At 35.8% G+C, this 20,346-nt stretch carries 27 protein-coding genes; all 27 read left to right on the top strand.

Annotated elements, in window-relative coordinates; translation table 11 throughout:
• Positions 1-850 (top strand): LPXTG cell wall anchor domain-containing protein (locus ESZ50_RS00810; RefSeq protein ID WP_148621698.1); only part of this gene is annotated, 850 nt, incomplete at its 5' end.
• A 357-nt stretch (positions 851-1,207) separates the two neighbouring features.
• Positions 1,208-1,384: a type II toxin-antitoxin system RelB/DinJ family antitoxin gene (locus ESZ50_RS00805; protein WP_148621692.1), complete on the top strand. Its 177-nt coding sequence runs from the start codon at positions 1,208-1,210 to the stop codon at positions 1,382-1,384.
• A gap of 171 nt (positions 1,385-1,555) precedes the next feature.
• Entirely contained in the window at positions 1,556-2,593 is a 1,038-nt protein-coding gene (locus tag ESZ50_RS00800; RefSeq protein ID WP_148621691.1) for an IS30 family transposase, read from the top strand.
• A 461-nt stretch (positions 2,594-3,054) separates the two neighbouring features.
• Positions 3,055-3,303: a helix-turn-helix domain-containing protein gene (locus ESZ50_RS00795; RefSeq protein ID WP_187387493.1), complete on the top strand. Its 249-nt coding sequence runs from the start codon at positions 3,055-3,057 to the stop codon at positions 3,301-3,303.
• 853 nt (positions 3,304-4,156) lie between these two features.
• Entirely contained in the window at positions 4,157-4,471 is a 315-nt protein-coding gene (locus tag ESZ50_RS00790) for a DUF3850 domain-containing protein (RefSeq protein WP_222860775.1), read from the top strand.
• A complete protein-coding gene (locus ESZ50_RS00785) occupies positions 4,471-4,695 on the top strand; it encodes a hypothetical protein (RefSeq protein ID WP_148621689.1) in 225 nt (74 codons plus the stop codon). The genes ESZ50_RS00790 and ESZ50_RS00785 overlap by 1 nt, the downstream gene beginning before the upstream one ends.
• A complete protein-coding gene (locus tag ESZ50_RS00780) occupies positions 4,682-5,272 on the top strand; it encodes a sce7726 family protein (RefSeq protein WP_148621688.1) in 591 nt (196 codons plus the stop codon). The genes ESZ50_RS00785 and ESZ50_RS00780 overlap by 14 nt, the downstream gene beginning before the upstream one ends.
• A 222-nt stretch (positions 5,273-5,494) precedes the next feature.
• Positions 5,495-5,836, top strand: coding sequence for a hypothetical protein (locus tag ESZ50_RS00775; protein ID WP_148621687.1), 342 nt, complete (start codon positions 5,495-5,497; stop codon positions 5,834-5,836).
• A gap of 18 nt (positions 5,837-5,854) precedes the next feature.
• Complete coding sequence (locus ESZ50_RS00770) at positions 5,855-6,847, top strand: nucleoid-associated protein (protein WP_148621686.1); 993 nt, start codon at positions 5,855-5,857, stop codon at positions 6,845-6,847.
• 20 nt (positions 6,848-6,867) lie between these two features.
• Complete coding sequence (locus ESZ50_RS00765; RefSeq protein WP_148621685.1) at positions 6,868-7,209, top strand: hypothetical protein; 342 nt, start codon at positions 6,868-6,870, stop codon at positions 7,207-7,209.
• A 303-nt stretch (positions 7,210-7,512) separates the two neighbouring features.
• On the top strand, positions 7,513-7,758 hold the full coding sequence (locus ESZ50_RS00760; protein ID WP_148621684.1) for a hypothetical protein: 246 nt from the start codon (positions 7,513-7,515) through the stop codon (positions 7,756-7,758).
• Positions 7,755-8,111 carry a hypothetical protein gene (locus ESZ50_RS00755; protein WP_148621683.1) on the top strand — a complete coding sequence of 119 codons (357 nt, stop codon included), beginning with the start codon at positions 7,755-7,757 and terminating at the stop codon, positions 8,109-8,111. Before ESZ50_RS00760 ends, ESZ50_RS00755 begins: the two co-directional genes overlap by 4 nt.
• 3 nt (positions 8,112-8,114) lie before the next feature.
• Entirely contained in the window at positions 8,115-8,567 is a 453-nt protein-coding gene (locus ESZ50_RS00750; protein ID WP_148621682.1) for a single stranded DNA-binding domain-containing protein, read from the top strand.
• A 12-nt stretch (positions 8,568-8,579) separates the two neighbouring features.
• On the top strand, positions 8,580-9,560 hold the full coding sequence (locus ESZ50_RS00745; RefSeq protein ID WP_148621681.1) for a hypothetical protein: 981 nt from the start codon (positions 8,580-8,582) through the stop codon (positions 9,558-9,560).
• Between the two features lie 231 nt (positions 9,561-9,791).
• Positions 9,792-10,145 (top strand): hypothetical protein, encoded by a 354-nt coding sequence (locus tag ESZ50_RS00740; RefSeq protein ID WP_148621680.1) that lies wholly within the window; start codon positions 9,792-9,794, stop codon positions 10,143-10,145.
• A 17-nt stretch (positions 10,146-10,162) separates the two neighbouring features.
• Positions 10,163-10,951: a DNA/RNA non-specific endonuclease gene (locus ESZ50_RS00735; RefSeq protein ID WP_148621679.1), complete on the top strand. Its 789-nt coding sequence runs from the start codon at positions 10,163-10,165 to the stop codon at positions 10,949-10,951.
• Positions 10,952-10,965: 14 nt separating this feature from the next.
• Entirely contained in the window at positions 10,966-11,247 is a 282-nt protein-coding gene (locus ESZ50_RS00730; protein WP_148621678.1) for a hypothetical protein, read from the top strand.
• 9 nt (positions 11,248-11,256) lie between these two features.
• On the top strand, positions 11,257-11,922 hold the full coding sequence (locus ESZ50_RS00725) for a hypothetical protein (protein ID WP_148621677.1): 666 nt from the start codon (positions 11,257-11,259) through the stop codon (positions 11,920-11,922).
• On the top strand, positions 11,922-12,260 hold the full coding sequence (locus ESZ50_RS00720; RefSeq protein WP_148621676.1) for a hypothetical protein: 339 nt from the start codon (positions 11,922-11,924) through the stop codon (positions 12,258-12,260). Before ESZ50_RS00725 ends, ESZ50_RS00720 begins: the two co-directional genes overlap by 1 nt.
• Positions 12,257-13,717 carry a MobP2 family relaxase gene (gene mobP2, locus ESZ50_RS00715; RefSeq protein ID WP_148621675.1) on the top strand — a complete coding sequence of 487 codons (1,461 nt, stop codon included), beginning with the start codon at positions 12,257-12,259 and terminating at the stop codon, positions 13,715-13,717. Before ESZ50_RS00720 ends, mobP2 begins: the two co-directional genes overlap by 4 nt.
• A gap of 768 nt (positions 13,718-14,485) precedes the next feature.
• A complete protein-coding gene (locus tag ESZ50_RS00710; protein WP_148621674.1) occupies positions 14,486-14,767 on the top strand; it encodes a hypothetical protein in 282 nt (93 codons plus the stop codon).
• A gap of 77 nt (positions 14,768-14,844) precedes the next feature.
• A complete protein-coding gene (locus ESZ50_RS00705; RefSeq protein WP_187387491.1) occupies positions 14,845-15,828 on the top strand; it encodes an MBL fold metallo-hydrolase in 984 nt (327 codons plus the stop codon).
• Positions 15,829-16,206: 378 nt separating this feature from the next.
• Entirely contained in the window at positions 16,207-17,535 is a 1,329-nt protein-coding gene (locus ESZ50_RS00700) for a Y-family DNA polymerase (RefSeq protein WP_148621672.1), read from the top strand.
• Complete coding sequence (locus ESZ50_RS00695; protein WP_148621671.1) at positions 17,513-17,905, top strand: hypothetical protein; 393 nt, start codon at positions 17,513-17,515, stop codon at positions 17,903-17,905. The genes ESZ50_RS00700 and ESZ50_RS00695 overlap by 23 nt, the downstream gene beginning before the upstream one ends.
• Positions 17,906-18,021: 116 nt before the next feature.
• A complete protein-coding gene (locus tag ESZ50_RS00690) occupies positions 18,022-18,453 on the top strand; it encodes a hypothetical protein (protein WP_148621670.1) in 432 nt (143 codons plus the stop codon).
• 247 nt (positions 18,454-18,700) lie between these two features.
• Positions 18,701-19,681 carry an alcohol dehydrogenase catalytic domain-containing protein gene (locus ESZ50_RS00685; RefSeq protein WP_187387490.1) on the top strand — a complete coding sequence of 327 codons (981 nt, stop codon included), beginning with the start codon at positions 18,701-18,703 and terminating at the stop codon, positions 19,679-19,681.
• An 88-nt stretch (positions 19,682-19,769) separates the two neighbouring features.
• Positions 19,770-20,279, top strand: a complete 510-nt coding sequence (locus tag ESZ50_RS00680; RefSeq protein ID WP_148621668.1) for an SRPBCC family protein — start codon at positions 19,770-19,772, stop codon at positions 20,277-20,279.
• Positions 20,280-20,346: the final 67 nt, after the last annotated feature.

The following is a 20,346-nucleotide window of genomic DNA, read 5'->3' as shown; positions in this document are numbered from 1 at the left end:
CAATACTGGAAACAGTAATACTGGATCAGATAACTCCGGAGATAACAATACTGGAAACAGTAATGTAGGTTCTGATAATTCAGGAGACAACAATACTGGAAATAGTAATGCAGGATCTGATAACTCCGGAGACAACAATACTGGAAACAGTAATACTGGAACCGATAACTCCGGAGATAACAACGTTGGTGACAACAATAAGGGAAGTAATAACAACGGTAGCGGTAACGTTGGAGATAATAATAATGGTAATAATTTGATTGGAAATAATCTTTCAAATCCGGAACTATCAGTTAAAAATTCAACAGTTACGGCAGGGACGTGGCAACCTGGTGATAATTTTGTTGGATTAACAGATCATTATGGAAACTATGTTACTGTAAATGGTATTACTTTCGTTGATCGTACAGCGTATGGTTACTTCAGTGATGATATTTCGGAGAACGTTATTCAATATGTATTGTCAGGTGACATAAATGTGCCAGGACAATATACAGTGAAGTATATGTGGGGAAGTTTAAGTTTGACCAATTCTGATTTGGCATCATTAATGGAAATGATGAACTTAAATGATTCAGGGGTACTTGGAGATAAAACCTGGGCAACTGCAGACATTACTGTATTGTCCGCGCCAGATAATGGTAGTGAGAGTACATCAAATTCCGGTGTAGAGAGTGGCAATAGTACGTCAGCTGGAAAGAATGCCTCAGGACGTTCTAATTTAATGGACGCAAATGGTGCAGAAGCTCTACCAAAGACGGGTTATTCGTCAGAAGGCATGCTTTCGCTTGCTGGATTAACATTGCTTGGCTTGGTTGGTCTTAGTGCAAGTCGGAAGAAGGAAATTTAGTAAAAGATGATGTGCAAAAAAATTTTGATATGACTTTAATCTGTGATACAGTACTAAAGTTATATTCATGATTTGATGCATATATCAATGAAAAGCTTAGCCATATTAATATTTTTTCTTGGTAAATTCTGACTCTCAAAAGTTTATAGGAGCTGACCATTCAATCAAGCCTCTTTGACCAAGTATTCATTTAGCTAAGTTAAGTAAAAATGAGAAAGAAATTCCTATGTGGGATTTCTTTTTTTATGAGCTAAAACAATAATAATTCAAATTTGGTAAATAAGAATATTCAAGCTTTCTGAACTGAATTTATACATTGAGTAATATGTAATATAGGGAAACTAAAAGGAGAAGATGATGTCTGAAAAACTAATTCAATTACGGATTGAAGCAGAAATAAAAGATAATGCAGATGAGACTTTTGCAAAACAAGGATTAACAACACAAGGCGCAATCCGGATATTCTTAACACAGGTAGCCAACACAGGAAACAGTCCTTTTGATAATTTATTTAAAGGCTACAATGGCAGATAAGTTTAATTGAATGGTATCAACAAATGGTGGATTATGTTATAAGTTGTTCATGTTGGCCAAATCAGGTAAGTAAGAATATTATTTTATTAATTGAACCTAATGTATAACTGGGGAAGACACGAAGTATTTAACTTGGTGTCTTTTTTAGTTTAGAAAGAATAGTTTTTGATAATGAAGGAATATAGACGATTAAGTAAACGTGAACGTTTTTTAATTTGGTCTTGGCATTACGAATCAAAGCCAAGCTTGTCTTTTTATGAAATATCGCGTCGATTAAAACTATCATCGTCTACAATTTACGATGAAGTGAACAAGAATCGTCGTAGACCTGACGTGTCACTAAAAAAACTACCTTACGATCCAGAGTTTGCGGATTATAATGCAGCTAGAAATAGGATCCTGAGAAGAAAGAGCAAGTACAAGGCTTCTAGTGGTAATTTACGAAAGGTAAAGAAGTTAATTGTTGAAAAGGGTTGGAGTATACCAATGATTGCTAAGCGGGGTAATATTTCGATCAGTGAACCAACGCTATACTGCTATGCAGAAAAAGGGTTTAAGGCCTTTGCTGATTACACAAAAAAGAAATATCGACGTGGAAAGGTACGTTTTATACCAGCAGCCGTTAAAGAAAGTCTGATGATGACCCAGCGATCAATAGATAATCGGCCAACTAGGATTAGACGCCGAACGGAGTTCGGACACTGGGAAATGGATTGTGTTGATTCAAGAAAAGGCGTAAAAACTAGCGTTCTTGTACTGGTGGAACGTGTGTCGCGGTTTACGGTAACATACATAATCAAGAATAAGGAGAGTGGCGAACTGCTGAATGCTTTGCAAAAGTTCTTCAAAAAGTACGGGCATTATACTAAATCGATTACAACTGATCGCGGTCCAGAATTTAGAAATGGCACAGTGATCTATGATATTGAAAGGCGAGGAGTAGACGTATATTTCGCCCACCCTTATAGGCCAGAAGAAAAGGGTACGATTGAACGAATTAATCGAGATATAAGAAAGTATTATCCTAAAGGAACGTCATTCGCAAAGATTACGGAGACAGATCTAGCCTCGCATACAAAGATGATTAATGAATATCCAAGAGAGATTTTAGACTGGCAGACGCCACAGGTTAGATTCATGCGTCTGAAAAACGTGACGGAGGCCAATATTCGTAGAAAATATAGAAATGCGGCAATACAGTTAGCCTAAAAAGATAGTTACATAATTACATAGAAGAATAAGTACACCGTAAAAAATTTGAGCAAAATACGGTGTCTTTTTGTGTAGATTCAAAAGTGATATTTGGAAAAAATAACGAGTGAATCAAGAAATTGATAAAGAGCAGATTTGAAATACTGTCGTAAAAAATTAAAAAAGGCAAGTAAAATGCCTTTGAAAACGGTTACCGAAGAAATTAGTAAAACTTATTCCGGATAAATATTTGACTTTTCCGGTGAAATCCTAGTGGTGGGATATATTATTTAACAAGTACGAAGACCTTAAAGATGCCTTAACATAGGCTCTCGTAAGGGTTCTTACTTGTTCTTTTTTGTGTAATTATTACAGTAACTTTACACCATTTTGGACATAAATAGAAATTTTTTTAGGCGATATTCGCCAAATTTTTTTGAACATAATTGTCCAAAATGGACAAAGAAAGGAGCAAGAATGTGACAGAGAATGCACAACGTGATCTAGGTCATGCCATTAGAGAATGGAGAACTAGGCATCGCTATACACAAGATATGGCCGCTAAAATTTCTGGTATTCCACGTAGTTCGCTACGTCGATTAGAAATTGGAGAGGGTGCTAAATCTATTAACTTCAAGAACTTGGAGAAGCTAGCAAGGATTCTTAATATGACAACCATTGAGTTATCTGAGAAGTATTTTTCTGAGGACAACAAAAAAGACCAGTAGGTCTATTGGAACCATCTCGCCAAAGATAAAAAATTCCAATATTACTGATCTTTTTCTGAACAATTGAACCTTCATCAAATTACAATTGAATACTTCTTTATACAGAAAGTATAAGGATTGTGACTTAAAAAAGTACTTAAAGAGGTGCTGGATTAAGTGCGCCCAAAAATGGGTTTCACAATCTTGATACTTAGTATGTTAGCACGAATCAGGCACTTTGTGAACTCTAAAAGTCTGAATTTTTTGTGAAGCAATGCTCCGTTTTCTGTATGAAGATCGGAGCATTGCTTTTTTATGTCTCCAGGTAAGTAACGGATTACCCGATACCCTCGCCCGTAAGGCAGCCTCACGGCTATGAGTTAGTTAACGCCCTCAGAGGAAAATGAAGCCATATTGGACGTATGGACGGCACGTGAAGGTCCTTGCTCATGCACTGTGGGAGCAAATAACAGAGAAGCAGTGAAGTACGTTGATGGTAGAAGCCGAGAAGGGAACACTACATCAGCGCCTACCTTGGTTGCGCTTGGTAGAAAGACATACAGCTTGCGGTAAGACCGTACCAGTAATGGTACAGAGCTATTTTGTGCCTAAATGTCGTGATTAAGCAGTTGCACGTAAAACTAACGCCAAAACATTTAGGTATCCGTGTGGGTGGTTAAAACGGTAAAAAGAAAATAGTGCATGAAAATGCATGGCGCTTGAGACGCACAAGCCAACTCCATTTGTACTTCGAAAGAAGTTAATGGTGGAGTGGCGAGAGAGAGCGCCTGCAAGCGCTACCGATGGCAAGTTCAAGATCATTACCAGTAAAAGAGAATGTAACGACAGCAGAACAAAATTTAGGAGGCAATTTATGGTAAATAAAGGTCAACTCAATTTCAATTCAGAACATGAATATTTACAAGATTTATTGTTAGGAGTGAAGAATATTCATGATCTGAAGATTGAACATATTTTCTTTCAAGATGTTCGCAATGGTATTAAAGATTTTGAAATTCGATACAATGATCGAGGATTTCGGGTTGGTGACATACTTCGTCTGCATGAATGGATAGACGGCGAATATACAGGCAATCAAGTATCAAAGATTGTTAAGTACATTTCTTCATATGAGCAGAAGACCGGATTTGTAGTATTGGGATTAATGGATATATTGGAGGCAGAGTAATGGCAAAGTTTTATGCGATTAAAAATTTGAATAATGATAAATATTTTTTGGGTCAGTCTATGGATCCTTGGGGATCTGAAATTGATTACAGTAGAACTCCTAGAACTGTCTTTGAACGTCTAGAAGATGCAAGGAACGAAATGAATGGACTAATTAGACTACTAGGCGGGCAATATGAAATTATTGAGCTGCCTGAAAAGGTGGTAGAAGATGACCACGACTAAACAGCTGAATAATACATTACTCGTGGATGATACGAAAATCCGTGTCGCTTTACGAAAAACATTTGCAAGTTACCAGGATACAAGGATATTAGAAGAATTTCTGTTAATGACGGATCCCGTAAGAGTTGACATGGTCCTAGTGAATAAACGAACCGTTGGCATTGAAATCAAAAGTGACTTTGATTCTTTGAAGAGATTGCCACATCAAATTAAAGGTTATGACAAGATTTTCGATTTGAACTACTTGGTCGTTGGTAACAAGTTGTTATCCTCAGCCATGAAATTACTTCCAAGTCATTGGGGTGTGATACTTGCACAGGCAGACAAAAATGGGAGAACTATTTTAAAGCATGTTCGATTTGCTAAAAACAATCCAAATATTGATTTAGCGAGTCTGTTATTTACAATGCCTGTCATAAATCTCAAGAAAGAGTTGTTACCTCTGCTACCGGAGGACGATCGAAAGTTAGGCAGGACCATGATTAAACAGAATTTGATAAAGCTGATTGTGAAAAATGCTAATGGTATTGGCGTAGATCAGGTGGAGTCAATAATCGTCAAAAGTATAAAAAATTGATTCAATTGTTCATGACTCACAAGTTGGTCGATATATCACTGAGCTATATTTTTGATGTCTACCGTAACTTAGATACAACGAATTTTAAAAAAACTAGTGGAGATCAAACTAAGATCGTTGGATATGTAAATGATGCTTGGATGGATGAATAAAACTTTTTTTGGAAATTGAATATAAATGTTTGCAAATTCCATTGACCACTATATAGAAGGAGGTTAGACATTGAGATATTCAGCAACAGTTAGATATCAGCCAATAGTTGTCACTCAGATTGACCTTTTTGGCAATCCACTGGCTTATGAATATGGACAGGTGAAAGTGAAAGAGTTTCCCCCATATCCGTCAAAAGATATCGCAAAAAAAGAAACAAAGAAGTGGATTCGTAAAAATCTAAAATTACAACGTTTACCTGATCTAAAACAACGTACTAGAGGTCCATATTTAACGGAATATCAAGCGGTACCGGAGCAGAGTGATTTCGGCAAATACCTGAAGGTCAATAATATGCTCTCCGACTATCGTGGTGAAAAGAATAATAGAATGCAAATTTTTAAAAACAAATAGTGATTGGAGTAATTAAAAATGATTATCAAACATGCGATTCTACACGTACTAAACAAAGATAATGGTGAATTAATTAAGTCAGATCAAGAGCTTGAAATGGGCGTAGGGGGTATTCATGAGTACCTTGAAAATTTTGTAAATAAATTTACCAGTAGTGACTTTAAAGAAGGTGATATTGAAGAAAATGAATTGCTCCAGCAATTGATGCATCTAAACACATCTGAGTCTTTTATCGAGGCAACGGGTCATTTAGCTGAAGATATGTTTAACGCAATTGCAACTGCTGAAGAAGTTCCTTCCGGTGATTTACTAGCTATTGATTACTCAGAAGGTGCATATGACTACCTAGCCATTTTTAAATTGAACTTTACTCGTATGTATTCTCAGAGTTTCAAATCAACTGAATCTGGAGTAGCTAATACGCTAGTACGTAGTTATAACATTCTTCAACCAAATTCTCAGCAGATTAGCGATGGATTAATTATTGATAAAACTCATGGCACGTATTGGGTCACTGAAAAGAAATACTTAATTGATGGCCATAGGGTCAATATCCTTTCACCTTTAATGGGACTAACTCCAAAGGCTTCAGCAAGAACTCAATTGAAGTACCTACGCAAAGCAGTTAAGAACATAGCTGATAAATATGATATTCCTGAGTATGAAGCTTTCTCAGATGTCCAAAACTACTTATATGAGAATGCTCAGTTTGTAGATTCCCTTGAAGTTGATAACGTTGCGAAGATTACTTTCTCTGATAACCAGGCTGCACAAAAAGACCTAGTTGAGTCCCTAAATGAGCGTGAGATTGGTAAATACATTGATATCCCGATGGGATATGAACAGAAACTTGGCAAGCGAGTTTTTAAGTTAGATTCAGGTATTGAAGTGTCAGTTCCGGCTGAGTTGTTGAAGGACGATCAGCGGATTGAGTTTACCAATAATGAAGATGGCTCTTCATCAATCAGCATCAAAGATATTGATTCAATTAGCACAAAATTTGTTAATTAGTTCTTGGAGGGCCACACAATATGAAACCTGGGGATAATGTAAAGAAAAAGTTGATTGTTAATTTAATAGCCGTAATGCTCGGAACTTTAGTATTTTATGCTGCGATGAATTTGATTATTAGCATTATTGATGATTATTCAGTAACGAGTAAAGCGACGGAAAAGGTGAGGGTTATTCAGGTTGATAAGAATCAGAGTCTTTTTGGTACTTCAGTTGCGTATATTGTTGACGACCCTGAAGGTAATGATCGAATTTCAGTCACGGAAACAGACTCTTACGCTCGATACAAAGCAGGAGATGAGATCCAACTTAAAATCACCAAATTTAAGAATGCTCCAACTGATATTGATTTAAAAAATTAATATGTAGTGAAGATCATAAGAAATTTATGGAGGTTAGACACAATGTCAATCGGCGCGGTGCGTACCACAGTTTTTATATTTGGATTAGTGTCATGGATAATTTTAATACTCTGTATTTATGCAATTGGATTAAATCATGGATTACAAATTGAAGACAAGTTAGAAAGATATACATTTTTTTTATTACTCAGTATTAGTGCAATTCTTGTTGTAATTATAGGTATATGTATTGGCTTCTTGGTATTTAAGAACAAGTATTTTATGGATTAAAAATGCGTGTAACAAAACTGAAGGAGGTTGGTTGTGGTTAAGAGGTATGTTGCAGTCGATTTACGTCGACAAAGAATTTTGTTAGAAGCTACGACACATGCAGAACTAAATAAAATAATTCTTGATCGTATGGACTCGTCTGACCAATTACCACAAGCAATGTGGCTGTATAAAATCGACGAAGAGCTCCTTATTCAGATCAAAAGCGAAATGAAAAATAGTTCTAAAACATTTGGGTTTGTTACGTTAAAATATAAAAATTTTGGAGAGGGAAAATGATAGAGCAGCTAGAATTAGACATATTTTTTGAAGATGATTTGCCATCTGATAATCACAATGTTTTTTACTTAGCCAGGTGTTTGAATAGCAACCTAATCAAAGATGAGTCAGTCTTAATAGCTTGTGACGGACAATATGATTTATTGCTTGATGATTGTGTGATTGATGAATCAACAGGGCAATTATTTGCAATTCAAAAAAGACAGTGGGCTGTGTCAGAACGTGAAACAATCTATGCGTCAACTAAACCTGCTGGGTACGATTTAGAAGAGTATTTGATCAGTAAGTTTCAACCAGTCTCCCTGGAGTTGAAGATACAATTTCCAGTTCAATTTAACAAGAAAGAAGGATAGAAAATGCAAACAAATATACATGTTGGGCGAGTTACAGGTACACCAAAATTCGAATATGTGGGTAACCAGGAAAAGCCTATTGCAAAGATCACAATTGGTCTTGCTATTGAGCGAAATACTAGGAAAAATGCACCAACAGACTTTCTCTACTACACGGCATTGGATAAGCGTGCAGAGGTCTTAAACAGCATGGGTATCGACAAGGGAACTGTGATGGAAATTGATTTCATCCAAGAGAGCTTTTCGTTTAGTCGAGCAGATGGAAAACGTGGATATGGTACACAAAATTCTATTCAATCATTTCATATTTGGTCTCCAAAAAAGCAAAGTGCCAATCAAACAGATACAGGTCACTTTGCGGGCAATCAGTACCCATTTCCTAGTAATGAAGAGCCACCAGCTGAGATGAATAATCCATTCGGTATTCCTGGATTTGACTCAAATCATTTGCAATAAAAGGAGTTAGAAATGCAAAATCCTAAGCTAAAACCAAACGCTGGTCGCTTTGCAAAATGGTGGTATAGACACCAGGTAAAACGTAGTAATCGTAAGTATGATATACAGGATAAGAAGCGGAAATGGACCGCTATTAGGTATTATTCAATGCTTGGAATTGCCATATTCTTCGTGATTGCTGCACACATTACAATGAAGTCTACCAACGTACAAAGCACTGAATTAAACAAGGAAATGAGCTTTGGAAATGATGGTAAATCTGCGGTCATAACAAAGCGAATTTTCAACCCTAATACAGGTACATTACTACTGAAATTTAGAATTGATAGCGGAGATAGTACCGACTTTACCGCAGTCGATTTGGATAAGATTAAGCTTAGTTTTGATGGTGATAGGTACAGAACAAATGACACAAAGTTGATGGTATATCCAACGTCTCAAAACACTGTTGCCTTGCAGTATCTAAACGTGAAACACAACTTCCAAGATGTTCAAGTTAAGTTTCATGATAAGGCTGTAAATGATACGAATGTTGGAGCTGTATCAAGTCTCTCCTCATCATCAAGTAGCAGCAAAGGTCTGACAGACCAAGATACCACAATTATCGTAAATAACGACAAGGTAAGTATTGATAAAGAACTTCAACCACGCACTCAAAAAAAGCTAGCAGTTGAACAAGTTGATGATGATATTGATACTCAGAACAAATTAATTATTGCTAACAATAATGCCATTAGTAAGTTGAATGATTTGATTAAGGATCAAGAAAAAGATATCAAATTGAAGCGTGCTCAGTCTGACTCACTAACTTCAGATGAACAGCAAAAGCTGGATAGTTCTATTCAAAATGATCAAGCAAGAATTACTACTTTGAAAGACAAAATCTCTGATGCAAAGGATGAAATTCGAAATGCAAAAGCACAAATTTCTACCCTAAATGACAATAAATCTAAGTATGAACACGGTAAGTTGGACCTACCAAAGCCATATTAAAAGTTACGTGAAAAATTGGCATGAAACTGATTTTTCACGTTCATTTTTAATCAAAATTCTGTATTACATCGGTATCACAACGTGTATTACAAGTGTCGTACATTTCACTGAAAGTGATATCACCTGAAATGCCCGCACAGCGGGGTTCAATCACATCGTGATTGCATTTCCCCTTAACCTGTTAAAACTCACTCTCTATCTACTCTCAAAATCTTGGAGATATTTATCCCTATGACAAACTCTTCTAAAACAAATGTATTAGTCAGAAATCTATCGAAAAAAACAGTCGAGATCATTGAAAATGAAGCTCAAAAGAACAATATTTCTAGAAACTCTTTACTACAATTGATCCTCGAAAACTTTGCAGAAAATGCGGAACAAAATAATGCCACAAAATTATTATCTGGGCCGTTAGAAGATGTGGTAAATCAATTAAATGTCTTAACTAAAACAATGAATAATTCTACGAAAGTTGCCGGTGATGATATTCAAGCAATAAGTGATCAGCTGAACCAACTAAACTTTACGATGGGAAAGTTCGTCAGTATCAATAAACAGTTACTTGAAAAATTCAACAATTATTAAAGAAGGAGATCGGTCAGATGCATTCAATGCAGCAACAAAAGTTCACTAAAATTGTTCTAGTTCTTTTAGCAATTTTATTAGCATTACTATACCTATTTAGGGGAGTAATTTTTGATAATATCTTTGATGGTATTGGCAAATCTCAAGCGAGTCCTGAAGTACAAAAGACTATTAATGACAACACACAATCTTGGTTAGCAAAACAAGAATACAATGGTCAGCAACAAATTTTTGTGAATGAAGATAAGCCGGATTTCAAAAGTTCTGAACTAAAAATTGATGATGGAGGTTGGCAAAAACTTTCTAATCGTGACCTACTAGCGCGTCCACAAAAGGCAAATGCTTTACTCAATAAATCATTGATGCCAACGAAAAAAAGGGAGCCCCTTACTGTTAAGACTCCAGGGTATAAGGTCTATAAATTTGATGCTAATGGAGTGCAAACGTATTTATATAATCGTAGCCATTTGATCGGCTTCCAATTGACTGGTGAGAATAATAATCCTGCAAATTTGGTAACAGGGACAGTGGCACTAAATGCAACTCATGAGTCTGATAACCAAGCATCAATGGAGACGTATGAGAACCAAGTCGCCACATATTTGCGACAAGATAAAAATCATTATGTTAGGTACAGAGTTACACCAATCTACCGAAATATTGAACGCGTCCCACGGGGCGTTGAAATGGAAGCCCAATCAGTTACAGACGACAGCATTAGCTTCAACGTTTATATCTTTAACGCGCAACCTGGTTGGAAAATTAATTACTACACTGGTTCAGCGATTCAAAATGTACAACAGTAAAGGAGAAAAATATTATGTGTACGTTACTAGCAACACCTAGATATAAGGTCGGGCAAAACGTGGCTGCTTTATCAACAAGTTATCTCAAAACATTCCATGATCATGGCAATTTTACGGGCAAAATTTTAGACGTTCTAGTCAACGTTCACAATAAATACATTCCCGAATACAAAATTGAAACGACAACCGGCATTCTAACAATTCCGGAATATTCAATTGAAGACGTAGTTACACCACAGAAGACTTTAAATGCCGGAAGCAAGTCAAAATCAACAGCTGAAGTTTTGTTGTTTTAGGAGAATTCAATGGCAAATAGCGTTTATAAAAGCAAAGAAAAAATGCGGTCTAGATTAAAGAAGCGATTGGCAATTCTAGAAAAGAAATTTAATTCTGACCCCGATAATGTCGATGCCAAAATGCTGCAAGAGACGAACCAAATTGACGACCTTTTGAAGTTACTTGATGAGCCTGAATCAATTGATCAAAAGTCCAAAAACGTTGTTCCCATCAGAGAGAATGCCGAGGAGTCTTGGTATCGAAGCTTAGCGGGTTATTGGTTTGGACAGCATTCAGAAACCGGTGTTAACCCAAATCAACAATCCACAATATATAAATTTATTCTGAGATTTTTCGTGGATCAAGTGGTGATGAATCCTGAAAACTTTGGTATGTCTTACCCAGCATTGTTGAATAAAATGGAACGATTAAATTCGGAAGATGGCCAATTAAAAGATATCAGTCGTGACCTAGAAGATCTCAAAAAAATCACTTCATTCATTGCAGCGATGGAGCATGAAAGAAATACGCTTCCTGAAGATATGCAGCAATTTACCCCTGAGATGTTTGAGGACCTACACAGCGAAATAAATTCGAGCGGACCGTTAGGAATAGCTTTGCGCCAGTTTGAGAGAAATCGAATGGAGGACAAGGTCAACGCTAAACAACGCGGAAATGGAGGAATGGAATTCTAATGGCAGAAAACTTTGATTTAAAGAGAGCACTTGAAACATTAGCTATGGATGATTGGTTGAATCCAACTGAGCCTTTTGGTGGAACTAATACAGAATTAATTGGTGATAAAACAAAAGAAGAGGATCCCCGTTATTGGATATCACAAGCGAGTCTAATGCTAATGAATAACTATAAAAGATCAGCTAGATCGGTATCGAGAGTTCTTGGCATTGATCGCGACAGAATTGTACGCTCCACAAAATTGTACGTTGACCTAGATCCAAAATTTGAGACTCCTGAAGACGTAGTCGAAGCCTTAAAAGAATATCAAAAGCAGACGGTAAGGAGTACAAAATGAAAACCGGTTCGATTGCTAAGTTTAAAATGGGTGAAGTCAGGAAAGGGGCAATTTTATTGCCAACACATTTTACGACTGCATCAAAGGCCAAAGAATCAAAACAACGTTACAAGTCAATTGTTAGGAAATATGGAGAGAAGGCTGGAAAGGTCAATGAATCGAATAATTTTGCGATCTCAGATATAAAAGCTGATGACGTGTTCTCAAGAGGATACGCGCAACGTGAAACGGCCGTAACTGAAGAACACCCAATCTTTGATAGTGGTAGTTTGAATTTGAATGATGACCAGGTTGAAAGACTTGAGAATCGCTTAGACCAGGCACAAGATAACGGAAATATTTTACATGAAATGGCATTTTCTATCAGAGGTGATTGGTTAGCAGAAAATGATTTATATGATCCCAAAACTGAGACATTGGACCAAAATAGTTTAAAGAGAGCTGAGCAAAAAGTTGTAAGCAAATTGTTCGATAAAGCCTTCCCATTGCCACTTGGAGAGGGACAAGACGATGTTGTATGGTTTGGCGTAATTCACCAGGACACGGATCATCTAAATATGCATTTATGGTTTTCAAAAGTATCTGAAGAGACCAGACCAGAAATGCTGCATAAATCCGGCGAACCAATTGGAATTATGAACTTCAAGGTCAAAAAGCAAGTCGAAGCCAAGTTTAGATATGAGTTATCTAATGAAGCTACGACGGTTGAAAATGCGAAGATCTATGAGGCAGTTGGCAAGTATCAAAGCAGTATCAAGAATGAGAGCCTAAATCTACTGGATAACACAAATAAATATACGGCAGATCTTCAAGAAATTTATGAAGTGTTACCTGAAAATATGCGTGGTCGCTGGAAGGTAGGTAATACCAACAATCTAAAAACATCTGAAGATTCGCCTATGTATTTAGCCAATCAACGTATGACCAAGCTCATTGATAAATTACTTAATGATGATATGAATGATGAGTTTAAAAGCTTTGTGGAAACTACATTGAAGATGGACCAAAAAAAAGAGTATGTGTATGGTAGTCAAAATAAGGGTCAACAGTCATGGTCGCAAGGCCGTTATGATCGATTACAGAAAGAAATGGCTAATAGTATTTATCGGCAGTTTAACGAGAACTTCAAAGATCCAGAGCGCCTCGATCGGCGGACCGTACAGGCAAAAGATTTCTCAAATGAGCCAGTGAATTTCAATAAATCAGCAGTTGATAAGGGCTTTGCAAAAGATAGATTTGGGAACTTTGAGAATATCAGAGGTAAAGGTGAAGCCAAGACTCAAAATAAAATGCCGGTTGAGAAGACCACTTTTACAAAGTTGAATAGTATCTCAAAAAAGCTGAATCAACTGACTAAGGCTGAAGTTGACCACATGCATAAAATGCTCAATGCAGATAAAAACGCGGTCAGTAAAGAACATGACATTAGTGATGAATCACTTGGCCGTAATTTATAAGGGAGATGGAGTATGTTTCACACATTATCTAATAGACCAAAAAAAGTTATTAGCAGGCTTCCAAATCTAAAAATAGTCCTGTTAATTGTCTTATTTAATTTAATTTGTCTGGCCATTGAACAGCAGTATCCTGGTTTAGGAACAGCGATACTTGTTGATGTTTTTGAATTTCTAATTATACTGATAGTTATACTTTTAATTATACTTATAGCCATACACATAATTATTGCTATACATGATCGAAAATAGATATACTAAGACGTGTATTAAGTATAAAATGAAAAAAAAGAGATGTTATCAAATATTAATAGCGCACTAATTTTATTTAAAATAAATAGGAGTATATCAAATTGGCTTCATTTAGGAATATAAGAATAAGAATGGAATCTGTAATTATAGGGATATGCTTATTCTCGTTGTTTATCGGCGCTAATGCATATATATTTACGTACTATGTTGTACCAAATTATCTGTCTATTGTGGCAAACAAAATAGCTGAACTTTACGCGATTACGTTAGTAATTATGATATTGTTTTTAATTTATAAGATATTTGTAAACGTTACTTCCATATCCTCATACCTACTAAAAAAAATCTATCTAAAATATAAACAGTAGAAAAATTTACTTGTGTTCTTCAAACTAAAGGCTTTCTAGCGTATCAAAACGTTAGAGAGCCTTTTGTTATATTCTTGTAAACTAAATCACACGATAAATCGAAATTTTCAGCTTATACTTTAATCATTCAATCTTTTAGGTGGGTTATATCATGATAAAAACAGTCGTAAGTGTGCGTGATTTGGGTATAAATGATGGAAAGCACTTCTATACGCTTATGAATAGTGATGAGGTAATAGAACGAGGCAGCTTACAGACTCTGGTAAATAAAGAAAAGGGCATACTTTCACTATATATGGGTGATCAAGAACGGCACTATAATTCAGAAGTAAAGGCAGAGATCTCGATCAATTCAGCTACTAATGAAAAAGTCGGTTTTAAGATTAAAGACGGTAATACTAAGGTGATTGTGTATTTTATGAATGAAAAGTAAATTTTTTTTGTTAATAAGGGTTAATTAATTTGCTATACAAATTATTAAAATTTAAGATAGGAATGGTACACAACAATATGTTGAAATTTGAATTTCACCCAGTAGGCCAAGGATTATTTTATTCAGGTTCAATAAGCAACGATATGGACTCTGCATTTAAATTTGTTTACGACATTGGAAGTATTAGAAAAGATCGCCTTGATATTGAAATTGAAAAATATGCAGAACCACTGAAAAATATACATTATGTGTTCTTATCTCACATTGATTATGATCATGTAAGTGGTTTGATAAAACTTAAGAGTGAGTTAGCAGATAAAGGTGGAAGGATAGAAAATATTGTGATGCCTTATGCTCGTGAATTAGATGATTTATATATATATTTAAATAAAATTTTCGGCGAATCCAATATAGTCCTCGTCACCAAAAATCAAGATGATGATCAAGAAACAGTGGAGATATTTGAGGAAGCACAGGTGACGAAGATTGATGCCGCAACATTATCAGAAGAAGTATCAAAAAAAGCTACTTGGGAATTCCATTTTTATTATGTCAAAGGGAAATACAAGGAAAAGTTTCGTACTAAACGATGGCCGTTTGATAAATTTTTTGAAGATCCTCAAAACTGGAATAATGATTCCATTAAGTTGTTACGTTTGTATTTTCATACATGGTTTAAAAATAATGCTGCTGCCACAAACGATAGTTCACTTATTATGCTACATAGACCATCTAATTCAGTGGATCAGAAGGAAACTTTGCTTACGGGGGACAGCAATTGGAAAAAAGCTGCTAATTTGGAGGAGTATAAAAAGTGGATAATGAACATTAAACATGTAAATAGGGTTGATGTTTTCCAATTGCCGCACCATGGGGCTTACTATAACAATCCAACTTATTCAAACGTGCTTTCTTTTGCAAAAAACGTAGTCGTGACCTACGGAACATATAATAAATTTCATCATCCTGATCAAGAAGTAGAGGATTACTGGGAAGATCATAGTGACAGACTACATGAAGTTACCGAAAAGGCAGATACTCGTTACGAATATGATATCTAGACTGGCGTTATATTTTTGATATGCGACATAAAGTAGAAAATTTATGATAAAAAATAATTACAACGAAAATTTAAATTAAACTCAAAAGATTTAAACAGTAGAAGTAAAACTAGATTTGATCTATTTATTGTCCAACAAAAAAGGCGTAGAGATTTAATATCTCTACGCCTTTTCTTACAAACATGAAATTCTTTCCAAAAAATAATTTCAACTACATAAATATAATAATTATAGACATAAAAAATGTAAATACCTACAATGTTAGGCATATCATGATCGACATAACACTTATTTATCAAATTACAAGAGTTGAATTAGTGTTTTACTTCGTTTTATAATCATTATATTAACTTAAAACTAATTTAAAGGTGTTCGATTATGCAAAATTCTGATGTGACCGAGAGAGAAAGTCGTAAGAAAATAATGCTGATCGATTCGAAAAGTTTCTATGCCAGCGTGGAGAGTGTGTCGTTAGGATTAAACCCACTACAGTCATTGCTTGTCGTCATGAGTCAACAAGCTAATACAAATGGCGGTTTGGTCTTAGCAGCTTCCCCAAGGGCCAAGTCTGAATTAGGTATTAAAAACGTTATGCGGCAGCGTGACCTTCCAAAGGATCCAAGACTAGTCATTGTCAATCCAAGAATGAATTTTTACATTGCAATGAATAAGAAAGTTAACGATATTTTCCGACAGTACGTAGCTGAAGAGGATTTACAACTGTACTCAATAGATGAGTCAATTCTAGATTTAACACCTAGTTGGGACTACCTAAAGGTCAAATTTGGTCAAGATCTCACTATGCCTAAGCTTGCCCGAATCATCCAAGTCCATGTAAAACGTGAACTTGGACTTTACCTTACGGTAGGAATTGGTGATACTCCGGTAATGGCAAAGATGGCATTAGATTTGGAGGCAAAACACAACCATTCTTTAATTGGTGAATGGACGTTTGAAAACCTTCCAAGTAAGCTTTGGCCAGTGAGTGAAATTGATGAGGTATGGAGTATCGGACACAGAACAGCTAAGACGCTGAAACGTCTTGGTGTTATGACCATGGGTGATCTGGCCAAGATGGATCCTTATTACTTAAAAAAGAAATTAGGTGTTCGAGGTGAGGAGTTATTTGCTTTAGCTTGGGGAGTTGATCGCAGCACAATTTCAAAACGTTATAAAGTGAAGGATGGGAATATCTCGAATAGCCAAGTGCTACCAAGGGATTATTTGAAGGCAGACGAAATTAAGAATGTAATTCGTGAAATTGGTGAGCAGGTAGCTTCGCGGTTACGTGCTAAAAACAAAAATACTGGTGTCGTATCCTTATACGTTGGCTTCAGTTACGCGAGTAGCGTGAATGAAAAGCGGTCAGGTTTCAGTGCACAAGTATCAATTGACAGTACCAATAGATCGCAACCAATTGTGCAAGCTTTGTGGCAAATATTTGAATCCAACTACGATAATGAGGTTGTTCGAAATTTAGGAGTATCAGCTGGTAAATTAACTGTGGCGGGACATGAACAAATGGATCTCTTCATTCAGCCCAAAAAACAAGTGGAACAGAGTGTACTTGAAAAAACAATTGATCAGATTAGAAATAAATACGGAGTTACTTCAATCGTTAAATTGTCATCAATCGGGCAAGGTGGAACAATGATCCAGCGAGCTGGTCTTGTTGGTGGACATAATGGAGGAAATGCTTTTGGATGATGAGGAATACCTACAGCGAGCTAAATTCTATTTTGAACACGATTATAAGGACCGGGGTATGGTTAAATGGAATGGCTATTACTTATCAGATCATACCCAAGATGTAGCCGAGTACAGTGCTGACCGTTCAAAGGAAATGAATCAGAAGGCTATGCCTGAAATGCCATTGGAAGATATAAGTCGCATATTGTTTGAGGCATATTCAAAGAATTTGCAGGTACAAATACAAGAACGTTCGCAAGCCGTAAATGGAATCGTACCGCCAATAATCATCGGCTTTGTTAAAGGCTTTGATGAAGAGAACGTATATATTGGTGACAGAAAAATTGGATTAGATAGTTTATTATGGTCTGACTATTTTCAAAAATAATAAAAGGTAGTGCTAACCGCTGCCTTTTTTATTTTGTGCCAAAATTATGCAATGTAATAAGTAGGGCTACTTTGGTATGATTAAGGTAATATATTTATCAATCAAGGAGCAAAACAATGTCAGAAAAAAGTGGATTCTCTGATGAAGAAAAAATGGCAATGAGTGCACGAGCTGCTGAATTAAGAAGAGAGCAAGAAGGTAAGCGAAGTAAGAAGCAACCTGAAGCGGATGTTCTTGAAGCTATTGCTCAAATGTCGAATGAGAGTGCTGAGATCGCCATCAATATTCATAAATTGGTAGCCGAGTTGGCTCCGCAACTTAGCGCAAAGACTTATTATGGTATGCCAGCATATGCAAATAAAGATGGTAAGGTAGTGCTATTTTTTCAATCAAAGGATAAGTTTAAGACCCGCTATTCAACATTAGGGTTTAATGATCTGGCGCAATTAGACGATGGTGATATGTGGCCAACTGCTTTTGGTATTTTGAATTGGTCGGAGAATGTTGAGACAAAAATTCGAGAATTAATTGTTAAAGCCGTTCAATAATCTGAATGGTATAGATTGTGAAATTTGCAAGATTTTGAGTGGTATAGAGTGAGGTGTACCCCAAAAGTTGTAGTAAATTTATTCTATCAAAAAATTGGTATAGTTATATCAAAAAGACCATCTATTTTTTAATAAATGGTCTTTTTTTGCTGTCAAATTACCATTCCTTTTTGCTGACCAATTAGCCTTGACCTAATGTCCACTTCAGGGTGTATTGTCACATTATTCAAGAATGGAGATGATAATTATGAACAAGGTAATTACGAATAAGGGAAAATTTTTTGATAAAACTTACGAAATGCCTCTCACGCTTGAAACAGATACTGATGTATTAATCGAGGTAGAGGCAGTCTCTATAAATCCTCATGACGTTAAGGCTCTAGCGCATAAATCTGCAGATCAAAGAGTGCTAGGTTTTGATGCCGTAGGTAAAATTCTGAAACTAGGTAGTTTGGTTGATCAATTTAAAGTAGGTGATCGAGTAATTTACGCAGGTTCGGATATCCGTGATGGATCATTTGCAGATTATCAAGTAGTAGATAGTAGGTTAATTAGTAAAATTGAAGATAGCGCATCGGTAATAGATTATGCTGCAGTACCACTGGTAGCAATTACGGCATATGAGATATTGTTTGATAAATTAGCTTTTAAATTTGAAAAGGACTCAAATAAAGGAAAATCAATTTTTGTTTTGAATGGAGCTGGTGGTGTTGGAAGCTTATTAACCCAACTTGCAAATTGGGCCGGTATCAAAGTTTATGCTACTTCAAGTAAGCGCAACTTTAAGTTTTTAGAAGAAAACGGAGTTACAAATCCTTTAGATTATAGTGAAGATTTTGCGGAACAAATTGGCGAAAATAAGGTAGATGCAACAATTAATTTATATAACCCAGATTATTATCTGCAAGATTCTATTAAAGTTACACACCCCTTCGGTCATTTAGTTTATGTGACAGTTGGAAACAGTTCCATTCATAATACTGAAGTTTTCTCAAAATCTTTGACAATTGATTATGAGCTAATGTTTACCAAAAGCATGTATGGATATAAACAAGAAACCCAAGGATTAATTTTAAAAAATATTATCGGATTAATAAAAAATGGTGAAATAACATCTAGAGTCGAATCTATAATTACCGATGGAATCAATGCTAAGAATTTAAATTATGCTGCAAAACAGCTTAGAACTGGTCATCAGCGTGGCAAAATAATTATTTTAAAAAATTAATTAAATAAAGTGTTGACCTGAAGTTAACACGAGGTCATATACTGTAAACATCTTATAAAAGATAAGCAAAAATTTGGAGGAAATAACTATGTTACATGAAATTAACTGGCCATCAAAATACCTACCTGGAACAACAGATAACTTTGTCTCGAATGAAATTATCGTTTCTGGTACTTCTGTTAAAGAAGTCTGGAATAACTTGGTTGATACATCAAAGTGGGGAAACTATTTCAACGGCGTTAATAATATTACCGTAGGTAATCAAGGATCGACATCATTTACACACGGTGTAAATTTTCATTTTGAAAAGTTCGGCTTTCCTATCGATGGTCAAATTATGGAATTGATTGAACCAATCGATAATAAATTTGCCCAAATTGCTTGGCACGGTTGGCAAGAAGTTGATGGTAAAATTTCTTTGGAAGGATACCAAGTATTCACCATTGATAGTTATACTGATAGTCTTGTCAGAATCATAACCAAAGAATCTCAACTCGGCGAAGCAGCCGCAGAAATGTCAGAACAATCACCAAACCCGATGCTAAATGGACATCAAGAGTGGTTAGATAGCCTGGCTCAAGCGTCAAAAAATGACTAAAAGAGTTCACTACTTGTTTAACTAAATACAACACATATATAAACAAAATAACAAGAAAGTATTAGAG

The sequence above is a fragment of the Weissella muntiaci genome (assembly GCF_008107635.1).
GTDB classification, from domain to species: domain Bacteria; phylum Bacillota; class Bacilli; order Lactobacillales; family Lactobacillaceae; genus Weissella; species Weissella muntiaci.
Note: the sequence above shows the minus strand (reverse complement) of the source record. Positions and strands in the feature narration are given on the sequence as shown.